The following is a 17,095-nucleotide window of genomic DNA, read 5'->3' on the forward strand; positions in this document are numbered from 1 at the left end:
GGGACGCCGCCATGCCCGAGCGGTGAAAACACCCTGCCCACGCGACAGTTGACGATCAACGACGTCTCATCACCCCAACCGAAACGGCGAGGCTAAGTCAGCAATGGGGGTTCCCCCCGTTCAGTGATGTGGTGCGGCCGCTTCCCACCTCGCGCCATCCCAAGGAGAAACCGTGTCGACCACAGCCAACCCGGTATTGGACCTCCCGTACGACACCCGGCCCGATCCGGAGGAGTACCTCCAGGCCGTTCTGGAGTGGCACTTCCACCCGGATACCGGATCGCCCTACTGGCTCGAGCGGGCCAAGTCGCTTGACTTCGACCCGCGTCGGGACGTCAGGACCTTCGACGACTTGCGGCTCTTCCCGAACGTCGCGAACGAGATGCGCAAGGTATCGGCCCAGGCGCTGATCCCCCGAGGGTACGGACCAACTCCCGAAATCGCGGGCGTTTACGAGAGCGGCGGCACCACCGGGGCGCCCAAGCGCGTGGTGTGTCCCCGGGACTGGCTGGACCGCCTGATCGCCTGGAGTAACGCCAACCTCGACGAACACGGCTTCCCGCGCGACGTCGATTGGCTCGGGCTCGTACCGTCCGGCCCACACATCGTCGGGGAGATCTTCCGGCGCTCGGCAGCCACGTACGGACGTCACGGCTTCCAGGTCGACTTGGACCCACGCTGGGTAAAGAAGCTGATCGCAGCGGGCAAGAAGGACGAGGCCGACTCCTACGCCGAACACGTCGTCGACCAGGCGGAGTTCGTGCTGCGCACTCAGGACATCGGCGTGCTGACCATCACTCCCGCGCTGCTGGAGCGGCTGGTGCGGCGCGACGAACTGGTTGCGCTCGTCAATGAGAAGGTACGTGCGATCCGCTGGGGCGGCACCCAGCTCGACCCGGATACCCATCACCTGTACCGCACCGAGATCTTCCCCGGCCTCGTTCTGTACGGCCATTACGGCAGCACGATGATTCTCGGTATCGCCGGTCAGCGCGTGCCTGCGGGCGAGGAGGACACCTGTGTCTTCGACACCTTTTCGCCGTACGTGACCTTTTCGGTGGTGGACCCGCGAACCCGCCGACCGGTGCCCTACGGAGAACGGGGGCAGGTAGTGATGAACCACGTCTCCAAGGCGCTCTTCCTCCCCAATAATCTCGAACGGGACCTGGCCACCCGCGTCGAGCCGCTGCCCGGCTCCATCGGCGATGCCGTCGCTGACATCGCTCCCGTCTCCCACTTCGAAAACACGGCAGTTGTCGAGGGGGTCTACTGATGGCGGAACTGCTCCAGCTGGATGTGCTCGGCCCCGCCGGCCCCTACCGCTCCCGCAACCGGGCCACGGTGGCGGATGTCAGTGGACGGCCCATGGCTGAGCTGAGCCTGGCGCCGACGGTGTACGTCGACCGCGCCATGGCGGCGCTGCGCAGGGCGACGCCGCTTCCGCTGGACGAGCGGGTCGCTGCTATTGCCCACGCCGGGCGGCTGTTCGCCACCGGCACGATCAACGGCCAGACGGTCGCGGAGTACGAGCACGCGGTGAGCCGGGTGGGCGGCGTACCGATCCAGGTAGTGCGGGCCGCCACCGCGACCGCGATGCGCCGCACCGAGCAGTTGTACAACAACCTGCAGCATGCTCGGCCCTGGGGCGCGGCCGGCGACTGGCGCGATCCGCTCACCCGCGTGGGTAGGGCCGTGTGGTCCCGGCGCGGGGAGGTCTTCGCCGTGCATGCCGCCGGGAACCACCCCGGCACCCACACGCTGTGGCCGGAGGCCCTGGCGTTGGGCTATCGGGTGGCGGTGCGGCCATCGCGACGCGAGCCGTTCACCCCGCACCGGCTGGTGACGGCCCTGCGCATGGCCGGGTTCGGCGATGACCACGTGGTGCTGCTGCCTACTGACCACGCTGCCGCCGAGGGCCTGCTGCGGGGCGCCGACCTGGCCTACGGCAGCGACGAGGTGATCCGCCAGTACGCCGATGACCCGCTCGTTCTGCCGTTGAATCCCGGCCGCTCGAAGATCCTGCTCACCGCGGAGACGGACTGGCTTGAGCACCTGGACACCATCGTCGACTCGATCAGCCACCACGGGGGCACCGGCTGTGTGAACGCCACCGCTGTTCTCGTCGAGGGTGACCCGGCGCCCGTGGCCGAGGCCATCGCCGACCGCCTTGCCCTCCTGCCCGACCTTCCCCCCGAGGACGAGAAGGCTGTGCTCCCGGTGCAAGCGTCCACTGTCGCGCGGGCGTTGGAGAAGTTCGTGCTGGACAAGGCGGCGGGTGCACGGGCTCATCTGGGGGGAGCCGGGTTCGTGGAGGAACTCGGTGACGGCAGCGCCGTGCTCCGCCCGGTGGTGCACCAGCTGGAGCACCCGGACGACCCGAGGGCAGGTGTCGAGTTGCCCTTCCCCTGCGTGTGGGTCGCCCCCTGGTCACGTGAGGCGGGAATCGCTCCTCTGCGCAACACCCTTGTTCTGGGCGTTCACACCAAGGACGAGCGGCTCATCGACGCGCTCGTGGACGAGCCGTCCATCGCCAACGTCTACGTCGGTGACCACCCGACCTATTGGACGGACACTGGTATCCCGCATGACGGATATCTCGCGCACTTCCTCATGCGGACCAAGGGATTCATTCGGGGCTGAGCCGCCACCGGAGCGGTCCGGATCACTCCACGAACCGAGGTCATCTCAGCCAGGACCGCACCGCGGACGAGTGGGTGGGGCGGGCAGGAAGCCCTCTGACAGCCTTGGCTGTCAGGGAGGGGCCCACTCGGCTGACCGTCAGCGACCGTGTTCGTTTCGACAGCGGGACGTACACGATCACGAAGCTGCGCGGCCGGCAGCTCACCCTCACCGACCCGGCCGGCGAAGCCCGCCTGACCGACGCGCTCACCGTGCTGTCGGCCGACGCTGTCGCCCAGTCCTTCGTCGACGCACCCGGACACAACCGCCACGGACAGGTGACCCCCGTCCCGGCCGACAGCACCCGACGTGTGCGCAAGTCGGCCGTCGACGCGCTCTTCGCCGCCTGCCGCGCCCTCGGCCTGAGCACCCAGGCCCCGCTCATCCACCTGCCGCCCATCCCGCGCTCAGCACGGCTTCCCGCCGGGCACCTGACGGACGCCGACATCGACCAACTGCGCTTCCACTCCGAACGCGGCATGCCCCACACCCGGCACGCCGCCGTCCTGGGCCTGCTGCTGTCCGGCCAGCACACCGCCGAGATCGGCTTCACCCTCACCACGGACCTCGACTTCGGCCACAACCGCGTCTGGCCCCTCGGCGCCACCCGCATCACCGCCCGCTACTGCCCCCTCAACGACTGGGCCCGCGAAGTCCTGCGCCCGCGCGCCGACTTCGTCCGCGACCAGGCGAGACCGCCCGCTCCAGCGGCACCACACCGGGCGGACGTCCGGCCCGCCCCCGCGACGTCTCCAGCTGGACCGCGGCGAAGACCCTGGCCGCAACCGGCCAGATCGCCGACGTGGCACTCCGCTTCGGCCTGTCCTCGCTCGACGCCGCCGCCCGCCTCGCCGGATACGAGTGGCGGCCCTCGCCCGTCGAGGAGGGCGAGGAGTGAGCCCGTCCTCCACCTCGGCGGCACGCACGCCAGCCAAGAAATGAAGAGGCAGACGCACTCCCCGAGAACGGCCCTTCGCTCCACCAGTGGAACGACTTCCACGGTAAGAAGCTCCGCCCCGCCGTGCACGAATTCCGCGAAGCGAGCAGAAACGCCTGGATCAGCCAGGCCATCACCCACGGCCTGCTCTCCGAAAAGAAGAAACGCGGCGATTGGCTCCGCCCGCATCGCAGCCAGACGATCAACGGCGACGGCACCGCGTCGATCACGACGCCGGCATCCGAATGGAAGGAGGCGACCGAATTGTCCATGGAAAGAAGATCGTCTCTTTCTCCGTGCGCCAGGAAGCAACATGACACAACCGCTTCATCCTCAACGCCGACAGCGCCCGCCGCCGATCCCCGGAAGAGGATCCCGAGCGGGACGGACCGCGCCCCCGGAGTCATCGCCGCCAGCTTCGACACCGCCTGGCGCGGCAAGCACCGCGCACCGCTGATCCGTAGAGGCCTCATCGTCTTCACCCGGCAACACAACGGAATCAATCCGCACCCCCTGACCAAGTACCAGTGCAAGTGCAAGATGATGGCGCTTCTGTCACCGAATCGAGATCCCGTGCCGCAATGGGCCGCATACCGAGCTGATCCCCGTATACGAGACGGAAGACGACCGCGCCATCGACCCCAGGACGAAGCGCAGACGATTCAACCGCACCGAGCACCTCCGGCAAATCCCACCGGGCACGCACCACGGTGACCGACTCCTCGGCTTCCGCGAAGACAGCGAGTCATCGAACTCCTCCCTCGGCCACTCGCACCGCGACCGACGGGTCCCCATGTACGGAGCCACAGCAGCCAGCCCCCGAGCCGGCCACACCAGCCATCGACACCCTCAGTCAGCGGCGAGGCTCACCCGCTACACTGACGCCTGTGCGCAACCTTCGGCAGGCAGCGCACTGCCCGGCTCCCGTGGAAGACTGAATAGGACCTTGCGGACATCCCCGCAATGTCCCACACGTTTTCCCACAGAGCCCCGCCTTCGTAGCTCAGGGGATAGAGCACGGCTCTCCTAAAGCCGGTGTCGCAGGTTCGAATCCTGCCGAGGGCACAGTGAAAGTCGCAGGTCAAGGGCCCTTCCGTCCGAGAGACGGGAGGGCCCTTGCGCTGTCGGGGGCCCAGTGAGTGCCGGGTCGGTCACTGGCGGCTGATCGCCCTGGAGATTCCGGCCGTGACCGTCGTGGCCAGGATCCAGCCGGACGCGATCAGTGTGTAGTCAAGCCACTGGCCGCTGTCCCGGGGGGCGAAGGCGGCTTCCTGGCCGAAGGTGATGATCGGTACCAGTAGATCGAGGGTGTAGAAGACGGCGTTGAACTGCGGTGCCTTGCCCGCTTCGAGCGGGGCCGGGGGATGCGGGCCGAAGTACAGCGCGCCGCAGACGAGCAGGGCCAGCAGCCAGAGTCCGGCGCGGAGGGGGCGGTAGCCGTAGCCGACGGCCGCGTCCTGGACGTACCCCCAGACGCGGATGTGCGGGGCGAGGGTCGTGCGACGGTGGCGCTGTCTGGCGAGCAGTACCGTGCGCGCTTCGTCCTCGTGCCCCAGTTTCCGGTAGGCCGCGGCCAGTTGCTCGTACGGCTGGGGCAGGTAGCCGTCGCCGGTGCGTCTGATCCAGTGGACTCTCTCGGCTGCCGGGAGGGGGACCGCGAGGGCGTCGTACGTCGTCTCGGCCAGGCGGAGGTCGGCGGGCCAGGTGTCCGGGGCGTCGCACAGCGTGCCCAGGTGGGCGTTGCGTGCGTCGACCGTGCCGTCGATGGGGCGCCGGGTGCGCAGGTCGGTCTCCCTGGCCTGGGTCGCGCGCGCAGGGACAGGGCGGTGCCGTCGGGGTGGGTGAGTGTGGCGTCGCGGAAGCTGAGTTCCGTACCGATGCGGGTGCCGTCGAGTTTGATTCCGCCCTCGACCGTGAGGCCACGACCGAGGTCGATGTTGCGGCTGACCGTGACATCGATCGCTTCCAGGGCGATGTCACCGGCGTTGCTCAGTCGGGCGCCGCAGAAGCCGAGGCCCGCGCCGACTGTGGCACCGGAGAGGATGATCCGGCCCTCGGCGCTGAACCCCGGGTGGAAGGTGAAGTCCTCGGTGATCCGGACGTGGTAGGCGTCCAGGGCGTGACCGCCGGGGTTGCGCAGTGCGGCGCCGTCGAGGGCGAACTCGCCGTCTATGGACGCCCCGGAGAGGCGGAATCCTCCGTCGACTGTCAGGTTGACGCACAGCGCGTCGCCGCTCACCGTGGCGCGGGCGGCGGATATCGCCTCGCCGCCGGGAGCGGTGATCGTCGTGTCACGCAGGTCCAGGTCGCCGTTGATCTGGGCGCGGGTGAGGACGAGGGGGCCCGTCAACCGGCAGCGGGAGAGCACCAGTCGGGCGTCGATCTGCGCCGTGTCGGCGACCAGACCGGGCAGACCGCAGTCGGTCATCACCAGCTCGCGGGTCCGGGCACCCTGCAAGTGCGGAGCTTCGTCGAAGCGGCAGTCGGTCAGGACGACGGGTACGGCGATCTCGGCGAACCGGAGGTCCAGGCGGCCGGTGATTCGCGCGCCGGTCAGGCGCAGCGCGGGGCGGTCGCCCGGAGCGTTTTCGGGGCCGGCGCCCAGCAGCAGCGCGGCGACGACATCGGCCCGGACCGCCTCTTCCTCTTCGTCCGCTTCTTCCGCCCGCGCCGACGCCGGAGCGTCCCGCACGTCGACGGTGCGTCCTTGGGAGAAGGAGTCCCACAACTGCCGTTCAGGAGCGTTGAGTTCATCAGGGCGCACGATCAACGATCTTGCTGGAACGGCGGCGTACCGGACAAGCTTTTTCGAACTCTTTCACGACGTTGCCCGCCGCCACTCGTCTTGTCCTGCCTCCTCCCCCCTTCCACCCTTCTCCCCTTGCGCTCGTACGGCGCTACGCGCGCCAACTGCCCTGTCAGGCACCGGAAGTGGCGGTCAGCGCCTCGACGATCTGCCGGGCCCGCGTCTCCCCCCTCAGGAGGATCTCGACCAGAGGGCCCGTGCCCGGGTCGACCGGCGAATCGCCGCCGGAGTCGGCCGATCCCTCCGGGCCCGGGCCCGGACCCGGGCTCGTGGCCTCGTCGAGGTACCACTGGACGGAGCGTGCGTCGGTGGTCAGGCGGACGCGGTCGCCGGTCAGTGCGTCGCGGACCGAGGCGTAGTCGATGCCCAGGCCGACCAGCCGCTCCCCGCCCTCGTACCGGGTGTCGGGAGCGGGAGCGTTCTCCCCCGCCAGATGCGGGTACCGGAGCGCGACCTCGTGGGTGGCCAGGACCGCCAGCAGGACATGCTCGGTGCCCACCGCTCTGTCCCCGAGGCGACGCGCCTGCTCGTAGGTCTCCATTCCGGCCCACCAGGCGGGCTTCGACGCCAGGTTGTTCCCGGCGCTCTTGACCAGCCATCGTTTCCAGAGGGGCAGATGACGGTAGGGGGCGCGGCCGAGCAGTACGTCACGGGTGGCGTGCAGGTGGGGTGCTAGGCCGTCCTCCCGGCCGCCGGCACCTCCGGTGCTGCCACTGCCATCGCTGCTGCCACTGTCGAGGCGGTCGCGTACGGCTTGCGGGGAGGTCCCGCAGACGCCCAGCAACTCCACCGCGCGGTTGTCCCCAGCACGGTTGTCCTCCGCCAGCAACGCCCGCAGCAGATGAACCGCGCCGAACTTCGCCGCGCCCTCTCGTCGTGCCTGCCCCATCGCCGCGGTCAGCGCCCCGGCCGCGGCACCGGTGAAGCGGTCGCGCCGGTCTCCGTCCTCCCCCAGCACGTCCTGCGCGCCGACGCTTCCCCCGGCGCCGTCGGCACCGCTCCACGCGTCGTCCCGGCCCATCCGGCCCCGTATCACCGCCAACAGCGCGGTCTGGGTCGCCCCTTCGTCGGCGAGTGCCTCGCGCGCGGCCCCCTTGGACGTGGTGATGGCGGCGAGCAGGTGCTCGGTGCCGATGGCCGCCCCGTCGGTCGCCAGCGCGCCGCCCCGAGCGGCCCCCAGGATGCCCACGGTCTTCCAGTCGGGCTCCATGATCGCTTCCATGCTGTCTTCGCGCTTCTTGCCGGTCATGGCATCCAGCCTCCCCGACGGCGGGTGGAGATCGCATCGCACCAGGGGTGGATCTCCTTCTCCATCTGTGGATAGGGGATACAGGGGCCCGCTCAAGCGACGGAATGCGAGGGCGGCGTCCCGATCACGGAACACCGCCCCCGTGCCGCCGACGCGGATCAACTGGTCGCGCAGGCAGTCCCGTTGACGGTGAAGGCGGTCGGTGCCGCGTTCACCGCCCCCTTCACCCCGATGAACCCGACCGTGACCGAGCCCGCCGCCGGGATCGTGGCCGTGTAGGAGGCGGGTACGACGCTCACGGCGGCGCCCGTCTGGGTGGGTGTGCCGCCCCACATGTTGCTGATCGTCTGGCCGTTGGCGAAGGAGAAGCCCAGCGTCCAGTTGGTCAGGGCGGTGGTGCCCGTGTTGCGGAGGGTGATGTCACCCTGGAAGCCGCCCGGCCAGTCGCCGACGACCCGGTAGGCGACGGAGCAGCTGACACCCGGGGTGCCGCCGCCCTGGGACGTGGTGACGTTCACCGTCGCCGAGCGGGGCGAACGGTTGCCGGCCGCGTCACGGGCGTACACGGCGAAGGTGTACGCCGTGGCCGCCGTCAGGCCCGTCACCGTGACCGTGCTGGTGGTGGAGGCGGCGGCTGTCGTCTCCGTACCGCCGCTGCTCACTCGTACGACGTCGTAACCGGCGACGCCCACGTTGTCCGTCGCGGCGGTCCAGGTCAGGGTCGTCGAGGTGGCCGTCGTCCCGGACGCGGCCGGGGTGCCGGGGGTGGTCGGGGCCTGGGTGTCGGTGCCGGTACCGGCGTAGATCGTGGCCTCGCGGGACGTCTGGGCGATGCCGTTGGCGCCGTTGAAGATGCGCTGGCCCCAGGAGCTGAGCTGGGTCGGGTCGAAGCCGATCGACAGGTCGAGGATCGGGTCCGTGTTGCCGCTCCAGGACCAGGCCAGGTAGCCGAGGTCGAGTTGCTCGGCCGTGGCCATCATCGTGTCCTCGTCCGGGTCGCCCCACTGGTCGGCGGGGCCGCCGAACTCGCCGATGAGGATGGGGAGTTCGGCGGTGACGAAGGCGTTGAGGTAGTCGGTGATCTCGGCCGCCGTGTCGAAGACGCTGTACATGTGGATCGAGAAGATCAGGTTGCCGGTGGTGTCCGCGTCGTACACGGCCCGGGCGTTGGCGCGCATGACGCCCTGCCAGTCCTGGCCCCAGTTGGGCGCGTCCACCATGATCGTGTGCTCGAAGCCGGCGGCGCGGAGTTTCTGTACGGCGGCGATGGTGGGGGCGGTCCAGCCGGCCGGATCGGTGTTGCCCCAGGGCTCGTTGCCGATGTTGATGATGACGTAGTTCTCCTGGCCGGCGAGCACGCTCTTGAGGCCGATCCAGTAGTCGGCCGCCTGGTCGAGCGTGCCGGCGGCGGCGTCCTCGCCGTAGCCGGTGGTGTCGTGCACCTCCAGTACGCAGATCAGGCGGTTGGCCTTGCACTGGGCGACGACGGCGGCCACGTCGTCGTCGCTGTTCTTGGTCCAGCGGTGACCGTCGGCGAGGACGACGCGGACGCTGTTGGCGCCCAACGCCTTGACGTCCCTGAGGGATTGGGTCTGGTTCGGGTACCAGGTGTGGGCGTGGTTGACGCCCCGCATCACGAAATCGTTGCCGTTGCCTTCGAGGAGACGGCCGTTGGAGATGTGGATGCCGGTGGCCCGGGTGGCGGGTGGCTCGGCCGCCACCTCATGTGCCTGCGCCTGGGCGGGAGTTGGGGCCAGCGCCAGGAGGAGGCCGAGGAGGGTGACCAAAGCGGTCAGCGCGGCGAGCAGGACGGTTAAGGGGCTCTTTCGCGTGGTGCTTCCTGCACTTCTTGCCATGGTGCTTCTCGTTGTTCTCACTGCGACTCCAGAAAGTGAGCGCCAAGAAACTTCAGCATCAGCGGAAACGTGGGAGCGCTCCCATAAACCCACCGCGACAGGGACACGTCAAGGTGTTGGGCGTCATCCGGCAGCGGATCGCGCGCTGCGGAACGTCCGACGATAGGTGTCCGGGGGCACGCCGATCGTGCGGTTGAAGTGCCGGCGCAGGGTGGTGGCGGTGCCCATGCCGACGGCCTCGGCGATGGCGTCGACGCTGTCGCCGGTGGCTTCCAGCAGCTCCTGCGCGCGCCGGATGCGCTGGGTCAGCAGCCACTGGAGTGGGGTGGTGCCGGTGATCGTCCGGAAGCGGCGGCCCAGGTTGCGCGAACTCATGTTCGCCCGGCGGGCCAGGTCCTCCACAGTCAGCGGACGGTCGAGCCGTTCGATCGCCCAGGGGAACAGTTCGGCGAGCGGATGGTCGTCCTGCGCGGGCACCGGCGCGGTGACGAACTGCGCCTGTCCGCCTGCCCGGTGCGGGGGTACGACGAGACGGCGGGCGACGGTGTTGGCGATCGCCGAGCCGTGGTCGAGGCGTACGAGGTGCAGGCACAGGTCCATCGAGGCCGCCTTGCCGGCGGAGGTGAGGACGCTGCCGTTGTCGACGTACAGCACGTCCGGATCGACCTCGACGAGGGGATGGCGGGCGGCGAGGACGTCGGTGTGCGCCCAGTGCGTGGTCGCGCGCCGCCCGTCCAGCAGTCCGGCGGCGGCCAGCACGAACGCCCCCGTGCACAGGGAGGCGACGCGCGCTCCCGCGTCGTGGGCGGCACGCACCGCGTCGACCAGTTCGGCGGGCGGCGCCTGATCGACGTCGGCCCAGCCGGGGACGATCACCGTGTCGGCGTACGGGAGTTGACCGAGGCCGGCGTCGGGCTCCAGCAGGAAACGGCCGGCGCGGACGGGGCCGGGGCCGCAGAGGGCGACGTCGTACCAGGGGGCGACCAGGTGGGAGAGATCGGCGCCGAACACCTCGTAGGCGATGGCCAGTTCGAAGTGGAGCATGCCGTCGGTGAGGGCGAGAGCGACGGTGCCAGTGGCGGTGGCGGTGCCGGTTTCCATGTCCGGAACTGTACGGGGTGTGTCGTTCCGGACACTCGTGCGGGTCGGGCGGCGCGGTCAGGATGGCAGCAGTTCGTGACACGCGACGGGGAGAAGACATGGGATCGGTATCGGGATCAGGGCAGACGGTTGTGGTGTTCGGTGCGTACGGGCACACCGGGCGCTTCGTGGTGGCGGAGCTGCTGGAACGGGGGTACGTCCCGATCGTCTCCGGCCGGGACCCGGAGCAGCTGCGGGCGCTGGCCGCGTCGTACGCCCCGGGACTCGACGCCCGCCCGGCCTCGGTCGACGACCCGGCGGCGCTGGACCGCGCGTTGGCCGGTGCCGCCGCCGTGATCAACTGCGCCGGGCCCTTCGCGGTGACCGCCGCGCCGGTGATCGAGGCGGCGCTGCGGGCCGGGATCCCGTATGTGGACGTGGCGGCGGAGATCGAGGCCAACCTCGACACGTTCACGCACTTCGCGGAGCGTGCCCGGGCCGCGAACGCCGTCGTGATCCCGGCGATGGCCTTCTTCGGCGGCCTCAGCGACCTGCTGGTCACCGCGGCGATGGGCGACTGGACGTCGGCCGACGAGGCGCACATCGCGTACGGCCTGAGCAGCTGGCACCCCACCGCCGGGACGCGCACCGCGGGCGCCGTCTCCCGCGACCGCAGGAACGGCCGCCGGGTCCGCTACAGCGGAGGGCGGCTGAAGTACCACGACGACGCGCTCCCGACCCTGAAGTGGTCCTTCCCGGAGCCGATGGGGACCCGGGAGGTGATCGGCGAGTTCTCGATGGCGGATGTGGTGACTGTCCCGAGCCACCTGGCCATTCCCGAGGTGCGCGGTTATATGGCGGCGGACGCGGCCAAGGAGCTGTCCGCACCGGACACCCCGGCACCGGTCGCGGTCGACGAGGACGGGCGGTCCGCGCAGACGTTCGTCGTCGATGTCGTCGTACGCGCTGGTGGGGTGGAGCGGCGGGCAGTGGCTCGGGGGCGGGATATTTACGCGGTGAGTGCGCCGTTGGCTGTGGAGGCTGTGGGGTGGGTGTTGGCGGGGCGGGGTCGGGGGGGTGGGGGTGGTGTCGGCGGGGGCGGTGTTCGACGCGACCGATTTCCTGGGCGCTCTGTCGGCGCACATCTCGGTCGAAGTGCTTCGGTAGGCGCCCGTCAACTCCTGCGCCAGGCACCGAGGAGTTCCTCGGGACCGTACACCGCCTGGAGCCCGGTACAGCTGACCCCGTTGCGGGAGACCGCCACGAGCGGTACCGGCTCGTCGGTGATCGCCGCGCGGTGCTTCTGCAGTGCGGCCAGGTCGTGGCTGTCGAACGCGGAGTTCTCCAGCCACTTGACCGAGCCGAGGAACAGCAACTGCTTGGCGACCGGCTGCCGGTCGGCGCCGACCAGATCGATCTCGACGTCGTTGCTGCGGGTCCAGTACCCGCCGATCGCCGGGGCGGCGGGCAGGACGCCGTCCGGCAGGAGTCGGGCGAGGGATTCCCGGACCAGGGGCTCGATCGCGCGGCCCCGCCAGGTCGTCCATCGCTCCCTGATCCGGCTCAGGGTGAGGTCCCCTCGCCCACGTTCGATCTCCGCCATGTGCGGGTCCAGGAACGCGAGCCAGAACCGCAGGTACGGGTCGGCGACTCGGTAGCGGCGTTCCTTCGACGGCCGTAGGGAGAGGGGCAGTTCGGCCGCCACGACGCCTTTGCCGGTCAGGACGTCCGTGGCCCGGGTGAGGGTGGTGTGGGAGATGCCGCCGGCGGCGCGCGCGATGTTGGTGAAGGTCCGCTCGCCGGTACCGATGGCCCGTAGGACTTCCCCGCTCATCGCCTGCGGCGGAAACTCCGCGGCCAGTGAACGCTCGGCGGAGACCAGCAGCGCCGAGATCGGGTTGTCGAGCGAGTCACGGAGGAACTCCCACACGTCCGCGCCGGGCCGCCACTCCGCGCAGATCAGCGGGAGGCCGCCGGTGATCAGGGCGGCGTCGAGGGCGGCTGCGGGTTCCAGTTCGAGCATCTCGCCGATGTCGGCCGGGTCGAGCGGGCCCACGACCATTTCCCGGCCGCGCTGGTGGAAGGGGCGGTCGTAGCTGTTCAGTGCCTCCATCATCGACAGGTCGGAGCCGACGAGAAGGAGGAGTACGGGTTTACGGCTGAGCAGCCGGTCCCACACCCGTTGCAACATGCCCTCGAAGGCGTCGATGCGGTCCATGAGAAACGGCACCTCGTCGATGACGACCACGCTCGGGCGGTCGTCGGGCAGGATCTCCGCGAGGAGCCTGAAGGCCGCGTTCCACTGCGTCGGGGTCTCCTCCGAGAACAGTTCCCGGTCGGGGAGGGTGGACCGGGCGACGGCGTCGAGCAACTCCGTCAGCTCGTCCTCCGCCGTACCGCCGGCCGCGGTGAAGAAGAGGTACGGGGTCTCAGTGCGCCGGAGGAACTCCTCGACGAGGCTGGACTTGCCGACCCGGCGCCTGCCCCGCATGAGGATGCACTGGCCTGGTTTGGGTGCCCCGGCGGCATCGCCGACCGCTTGCAGGGCGTTACAGAGCACGGTCAGCTCGCGGTCCCTGCCGATGAAGCGGCGCATGAGAACACTCCCGTAGACAATGGTATCGATATCGATACTATCTCTGTCGATACCATCTCGCCCACGGCCCTGCGCAGAAGCGGCTCCTCAAGGAGGCCGTGCCCGACTCTCCCCGTTCGCGTGCACCACGTCCCCCAGCATGCTCGGCCACCGCTCCTTCCCCGGGCAGTAGCCGATGGCCCGCCAGGCAGACCTCCCGTATCTTCGGGCAGCTCCGCCTCCTCGGGCTGGTCAGTGGCCGGGCGGCGGAAGAAGATCGCCTCAACGGAGTGGCACGCGAGGCGAGTTCGTCCCGAAGGGTCGCTCCGCCTCTGCTCCTGGAAGGTGGACAACCCCCCATGAAGCAAATCGCCAGACACGCGGTCCTGGCCGCGCTCACGTCCGTCGCGGTGACGGCCTCACTCACCGTCGGCGCGACGAGCGCGTTCGCGATCAACGAAGGCACGTGCAGCAGGACCGACTTCCTGCAGATCACCATCCACCGGCCCGGCGAGAGCTCGCAGATGCGGTGTTACGCCAACGCCGGAGAGGCCAACCTGATCTCCACGAACTGGTGGGTCACCCGGATCTCGACGGGCAACAACCGCGTCCAGTGGCTCGGTGACGGAAGCTGGCAGCCCGCTCAGGGCATCAACAAGTGGACCGTCATGACCTGGCCGAACCACCCCGGTGGGGTCAGCATCAACAAGGTCAGGATCCTCTGAAGCACCGGCTGACCGGCCGTACGGGACGGCGGTCCTGCTAGGTCGCCGTCCCTGGCCGACATGGCCGCTTGCCGCAGCCCTGCCCTTCCACGACCGGTGCCTGCTCGCTTGGCAGGCGCGGCCCGGCCTGTCGTACGGGTCCCGCCCTCGGACCGCGCCCACGCACCGTCAACGACCCACAGTTCCACGGCCGTTACCGTGCCGTCGTCGCCCCGCTCGAAGGCGAACGCCCAGCCGCTCCACTGCCCGACCCGAACGGCGACCGCTGGGCCCTGGAAGGTCGCCTTGCGGTCAGCATGGGCGCACTTTCGCAGAGACAGGGGTGGCCCCGCACAGCGCGACGGCTGCGCGGGGCCGGCAGGGACGGGAGGATGGCCTTTGGCGCAAGCGCTTCTTACCCGCGCGCCGACAGGCCGGCCTTCGGCGGGCACTCGACATGCAGGTGCACCGTGTCGCCGCCTGCTGAAGCGGAGAACTTGTCGTACGAGGTGTACTTCTCGTCGTTCAGGTCGACATCGAGGCCGACCACGCCGACGACCCCGCGCCGACCTCGTTCACGCCCGCGTACCTCCGTGGCTTCGAAGGCGTCTGCGAGTTGTACGTCGGTGATGCGGCGGTTGCGCAGGATCGGTTCGCGCGCTCGGCGGCAGCACTTTCCGCGCCGCGAGAGCAGGTGCAGCGCGCGATCGTCCGGACCGACCAGGCACTTGCCCGCATCCGCCTCGGGGAACCGAGGGCCGCGGCCGATCTGCTGCACGAGTGCGTGAGCGGGGCGACGGCGACGGGCGGTCGGGTGCCTGCGATCCGGCTCCGGCGGGCGCGGCAGGAGCTACGGCCGTGGCGGCGGGAGGAGTGGGTGGCCGACCTCGACGACCACCTCATGGACGTACTCGGGTCCTGACGGGATCCCGTGCCGGGCGGCGGCAGTTCAGGTGGCGTCGACGACAACTGACGGCGGGCCGCCCGTGATGTTGGACAGCCGGGAGCTGTCGGCGCGCGGGCGCCGGGAGCTGGAGAACATCCGGCACGCGATCCGCCTCGCCGAGGCGTGAGAGGAGTCCGACGGTGGCTGAGGACCTGTCCGCGGTGGCGTGGTTCCTGTACGAGGCGGGCGCGCTGAAGCAGACCAGGCGGACCGGGTGGTGGATGGCCGGCGTACGCGACCCCGAGTCGGTGGCCGAGCACTCCTGGCGTACCGCGCTGCTCGCGAAGGTCGAAGGCGCCGACCCCGCCCGGGACGCCGACAAGCTGGAGTGCATGATCCAGGGGGTCGAGTACAAGGCCCAGGGGTACGAGAACGCGCAGCGCTGGATCGACAACAGCCGGGGGCGGCTCGTCACGAAGTCGGCCAATGAACTCGCCGATGCGGTGCTCGCTACGGGGTCGCTGGAGTGATTGCGGGCGGCGCTCGGGGAGAAGCGGGGCTGACGGGGGAAGCCCTCGGGGCTCGGAGTTCAGGACCCGAGTTCCCGTGCCCGAGTCGATGTCCGCACCGTCTCCCTCGCTCCCCCGCCCCCTCGCACCCGCAACCCAGCGAAGCCTGAGCCCCAAGCTCCAGGCGCCGAGATCCGAGCCCCTTTTGTATGGAATGGGCGGGAAGTTGAACCCACCCTCCCACCCTCCCCCGGTCTTGGCGCGGGCCGCGCTCGCGCCTCAACTGCCGCCCATACCAGCGGATGTGACTTTTCGTGACCGGCTTGCGACGCGCCGTGGTGACCGTCTAGCGTTCGCGGCAACAAACAACCCCGGTCGGGTGCTACCAACACCCGCCGGGGTCTGACCGACAAGATCCAGTAGGAGATCTCGTGGCGTACGACGACTTTATCGCTGCCCTGCCCGACCCCGCAGCCCATCCCCCGGCCAAACCCGGCTACGGCAAGCGCTCCGCGCCTGACCAGTCGCCGCCCCGGAAGGGCGACTTCGACCACCTCCCGGCCCGCGCCGCCTACCTCGCGAGCCTCCTTGACCGGCTCTGCGAGAACGCGGCCATGGACGCCAAGACCATCGCCAAGGCGCAGCCCCTCTACGGCCAGGCGGCCGTGCGCACCACCCTCAACGAACTCGGGGTGGCCGGGCATCTGCGCCGGGTGCGTAGCCAGGTCCCGTCCGGTGAGGGGGCGAGCGGCACTCGGTGGGTCTTCCACACCTACTGGTCGCGTACCGCACGTGACAACGAATGGTGGGCCGGCTTCCTCAGGGGTGACGTGGCTCCCGGGGCGCCCACGGCAACCTCGGAGGAGGCAGACGCCCAGGAGCCGCCGGACGCCGACGAAGACCCGGAAGCCTCCGACGCCGTACCGTCCCGGAACCCCAACTCACCTCGCCCCGAACAGAGTTCGGTCCCCTCCGCCGCGTACGACACCCTCGCCCGGCTCGGCCTCAAGGAACCGCGTCTCGCCCTGTCCGCCGCCGACTGCTCGGCCCTGGAACAGCTGGCCGCCGAGTGGGTGGCCCGGGGCGCGTCTCCCGAGCACCTCACCCACGCACTCCTCGCCGGACTTCCGGACGCCGTGCACTCGCCCCGGGCGCTCGTCCGGCGGCGGCTGGTCGACAAGATGCCGCCCGAGCGGGCTGTCGTACCGCCGACTCCCGGGCCCCGGCGCAGTCTGCTGATGGAGTGCACGGACTGTGGGGTGCCGGGGCGGCCGGAGGCGCTGCCCGGTGGGCTGTGCCGGGGCTGTCGTGGCCTGGACAGGAACGGGCCTGGAGCGCCTGGGCAGTCGGCGCGCCGGCCCGATCCGGCCGTGCCCTGGCCGCGCAGGTGCGTGCCGGGATGCGCGTGCCTCAGCGCGCCTGAGGCGTACGAACGGACAACCACGGCAGCCGCCTGAACGCCCGAAGGGCTCACCAGCGCTGCCGCTGGTGAGCCCTTGGCTCTTCGATGTCCCGTCAGACTCTCGACGGGGCCGCGTTCCTAATCGGGGTCGCCGTACACCTTGACCTGTTCGGCGATTTCCTCCACGGCCTCTGCCCCGATGACGCTCTCCAGGGAGTCGATCACGAATCTGCGATCCCGTGCCAGTCGCGCGGGAAGGCCGTGCTCGACCACGTAGTCCACAAGAATGCCGGGGTCGTCGCCCGCACCGATCCTCGACAGCACCCGGTCCAGAGACACCACGTAGCTCTCCAGATCTCGGTACAGATCGGTGAAGCCCGCCAGTTCGACCTGCACTGTCCGCGCCACGTCG

Annotated in this window: 14 protein-coding genes, 1 tRNA gene and 1 pseudogene; 8 read left to right on the forward strand and 8 right to left on the reverse strand. The window is 70.0% G+C overall.

The window, feature by feature from the left end:
- Nucleotides 1-172 precede the first annotated feature (172 nt).
- Nucleotides 173-1,273 carry a phenazine antibiotic biosynthesis protein gene (locus ACWDR4_RS34550; RefSeq protein ID WP_450414271.1) on the forward strand — a complete coding sequence of 367 codons (1,101 nt, stop codon included), beginning with the start codon at nt 173-175 and terminating at the stop codon, nt 1,271-1,273.
- On the forward strand, nt 1,273-2,640 hold the full coding sequence (locus ACWDR4_RS34555; RefSeq protein ID WP_450414273.1) for an aldehyde dehydrogenase family protein: 1,368 nt from the start codon (nt 1,273-1,275) through the stop codon (nt 2,638-2,640). Before ACWDR4_RS34550 ends, ACWDR4_RS34555 begins: the two co-directional genes overlap by 1 nt.
- A 446-nt stretch (nt 2,641-3,086) precedes the next feature.
- Here the strand turns inward: ACWDR4_RS34555 and ACWDR4_RS34560 are convergent, their stop codons facing one another.
- Nucleotides 3,087-3,260: a hypothetical protein gene (locus ACWDR4_RS34560; RefSeq protein WP_450414275.1), complete on the reverse strand. Its 174-nt coding sequence runs from the start codon at nt 3,258-3,260 to the stop codon at nt 3,087-3,089.
- 440 nt (nt 3,261-3,700) lie between these two features.
- On the opposite strand from ACWDR4_RS34560, the gene ACWDR4_RS34565 reads away from it, so the two are divergent.
- Both ACWDR4_RS34565 and ACWDR4_RS34570 read left to right on the forward strand, forming a co-directional pair.
- On the forward strand, nt 3,701-4,330 hold the full coding sequence (locus ACWDR4_RS34565; RefSeq protein WP_450414277.1) for a hypothetical protein: 630 nt from the start codon (nt 3,701-3,703) through the stop codon (nt 4,328-4,330).
- Between the two features lie 278 nt (nt 4,331-4,608).
- A tRNA-Arg gene (locus ACWDR4_RS34570) sits at nt 4,609-4,681 on the forward strand.
- Nucleotides 4,682-4,835: 154 nt separating this feature from the next.
- Here the strand turns inward: ACWDR4_RS34570 and ACWDR4_RS34575 are convergent.
- The 4 genes from ACWDR4_RS34575 to ACWDR4_RS34590 all read right to left on the reverse strand — a co-directional run bounded on the left by ACWDR4_RS34575 (nt 4,836) and on the right by ACWDR4_RS34590 (nt 10,628).
- Nucleotides 4,836-6,380 (reverse strand): hypothetical protein, encoded by a 1,545-nt coding sequence (locus tag ACWDR4_RS34575; RefSeq protein ID WP_450414278.1) that lies wholly within the window; start codon nt 6,378-6,380, stop codon nt 4,836-4,838.
- A gap of 154 nt (nt 6,381-6,534) precedes the next feature.
- Nucleotides 6,535-7,671 (reverse strand): Clp protease N-terminal domain-containing protein, encoded by a 1,137-nt coding sequence (locus tag ACWDR4_RS34580; protein WP_450414280.1) that lies wholly within the window; start codon nt 7,669-7,671, stop codon nt 6,535-6,537.
- Between the two features lie 158 nt (nt 7,672-7,829).
- A complete protein-coding gene (locus tag ACWDR4_RS34585; RefSeq protein ID WP_450414281.1) occupies nt 7,830-9,527 on the reverse strand; it encodes a cellulase family glycosylhydrolase in 1,698 nt (565 codons plus the stop codon).
- A gap of 123 nt (nt 9,528-9,650) precedes the next feature.
- The gene (locus tag ACWDR4_RS34590) at nt 9,651-10,628 is read right to left on the reverse strand and encodes a helix-turn-helix domain-containing protein (RefSeq protein ID WP_450414283.1); all 978 of its coding nucleotides are present in this window, start codon (nt 10,626-10,628) and stop codon (nt 9,651-9,653) included.
- Nucleotides 10,629-10,726: 98 nt separating this feature from the next.
- Here ACWDR4_RS34590 and ACWDR4_RS34595 point away from each other — a divergent pair.
- Nucleotides 10,727-11,774: pseudogene (locus ACWDR4_RS34595) on the forward strand (saccharopine dehydrogenase family protein).
- Nucleotides 11,775-11,781: 7 nt separating this feature from the next.
- Here ACWDR4_RS34595 and ACWDR4_RS34600 read toward each other — a convergent pair.
- Nucleotides 11,782-13,203 (reverse strand): ATP-binding protein, encoded by a 1,422-nt coding sequence (locus ACWDR4_RS34600; protein ID WP_450414284.1) that lies wholly within the window; start codon nt 13,201-13,203, stop codon nt 11,782-11,784.
- Nucleotides 13,204-13,541: 338 nt separating this feature from the next.
- Here ACWDR4_RS34600 and ACWDR4_RS34605 point away from each other — a divergent pair, with 338 nt between their 5' ends.
- A complete protein-coding gene (locus ACWDR4_RS34605; protein ID WP_450414286.1) occupies nt 13,542-13,907 on the forward strand; it encodes a beta/gamma crystallin domain-containing protein in 366 nt (121 codons plus the stop codon).
- Between the two features lie 394 nt (nt 13,908-14,301).
- Here the strand turns inward: ACWDR4_RS34605 and ACWDR4_RS34610 are convergent, their stop codons facing one another.
- Nucleotides 14,302-14,664 carry a hypothetical protein gene (locus tag ACWDR4_RS34610; protein WP_450414288.1) on the reverse strand — a complete coding sequence of 121 codons (363 nt, stop codon included), beginning with the start codon at nt 14,662-14,664 and terminating at the stop codon, nt 14,302-14,304.
- Nucleotides 14,665-14,972: 308 nt separating this feature from the next.
- Between ACWDR4_RS34610 and ACWDR4_RS34615 the strand changes: the two genes are divergently transcribed.
- The gene (locus tag ACWDR4_RS34615; protein ID WP_450414290.1) at nt 14,973-15,302 is read left to right on the forward strand and encodes an HD domain-containing protein; all 330 of its coding nucleotides are present in this window, start codon (nt 14,973-14,975) and stop codon (nt 15,300-15,302) included.
- A 410-nt stretch (nt 15,303-15,712) separates the two neighbouring features.
- Entirely contained in the window at nt 15,713-16,738 is a 1,026-nt protein-coding gene (locus tag ACWDR4_RS34620) for a hypothetical protein (RefSeq protein ID WP_450414292.1), read from the forward strand.
- 83 nt (nt 16,739-16,821) lie between these two features.
- Here the strand turns inward: ACWDR4_RS34620 and ACWDR4_RS34625 are convergent, their stop codons facing one another.
- Nucleotides 16,822-17,091: a hypothetical protein gene (locus ACWDR4_RS34625; RefSeq protein ID WP_450414293.1), complete on the reverse strand. Its 270-nt coding sequence runs from the start codon at nt 17,089-17,091 to the stop codon at nt 16,822-16,824.
- Between the last annotated feature and the right edge of the window lie 4 nt (nt 17,092-17,095).

The sequence above is a fragment of the Streptomyces sp. NPDC000878 genome, assembly GCF_053599695.1.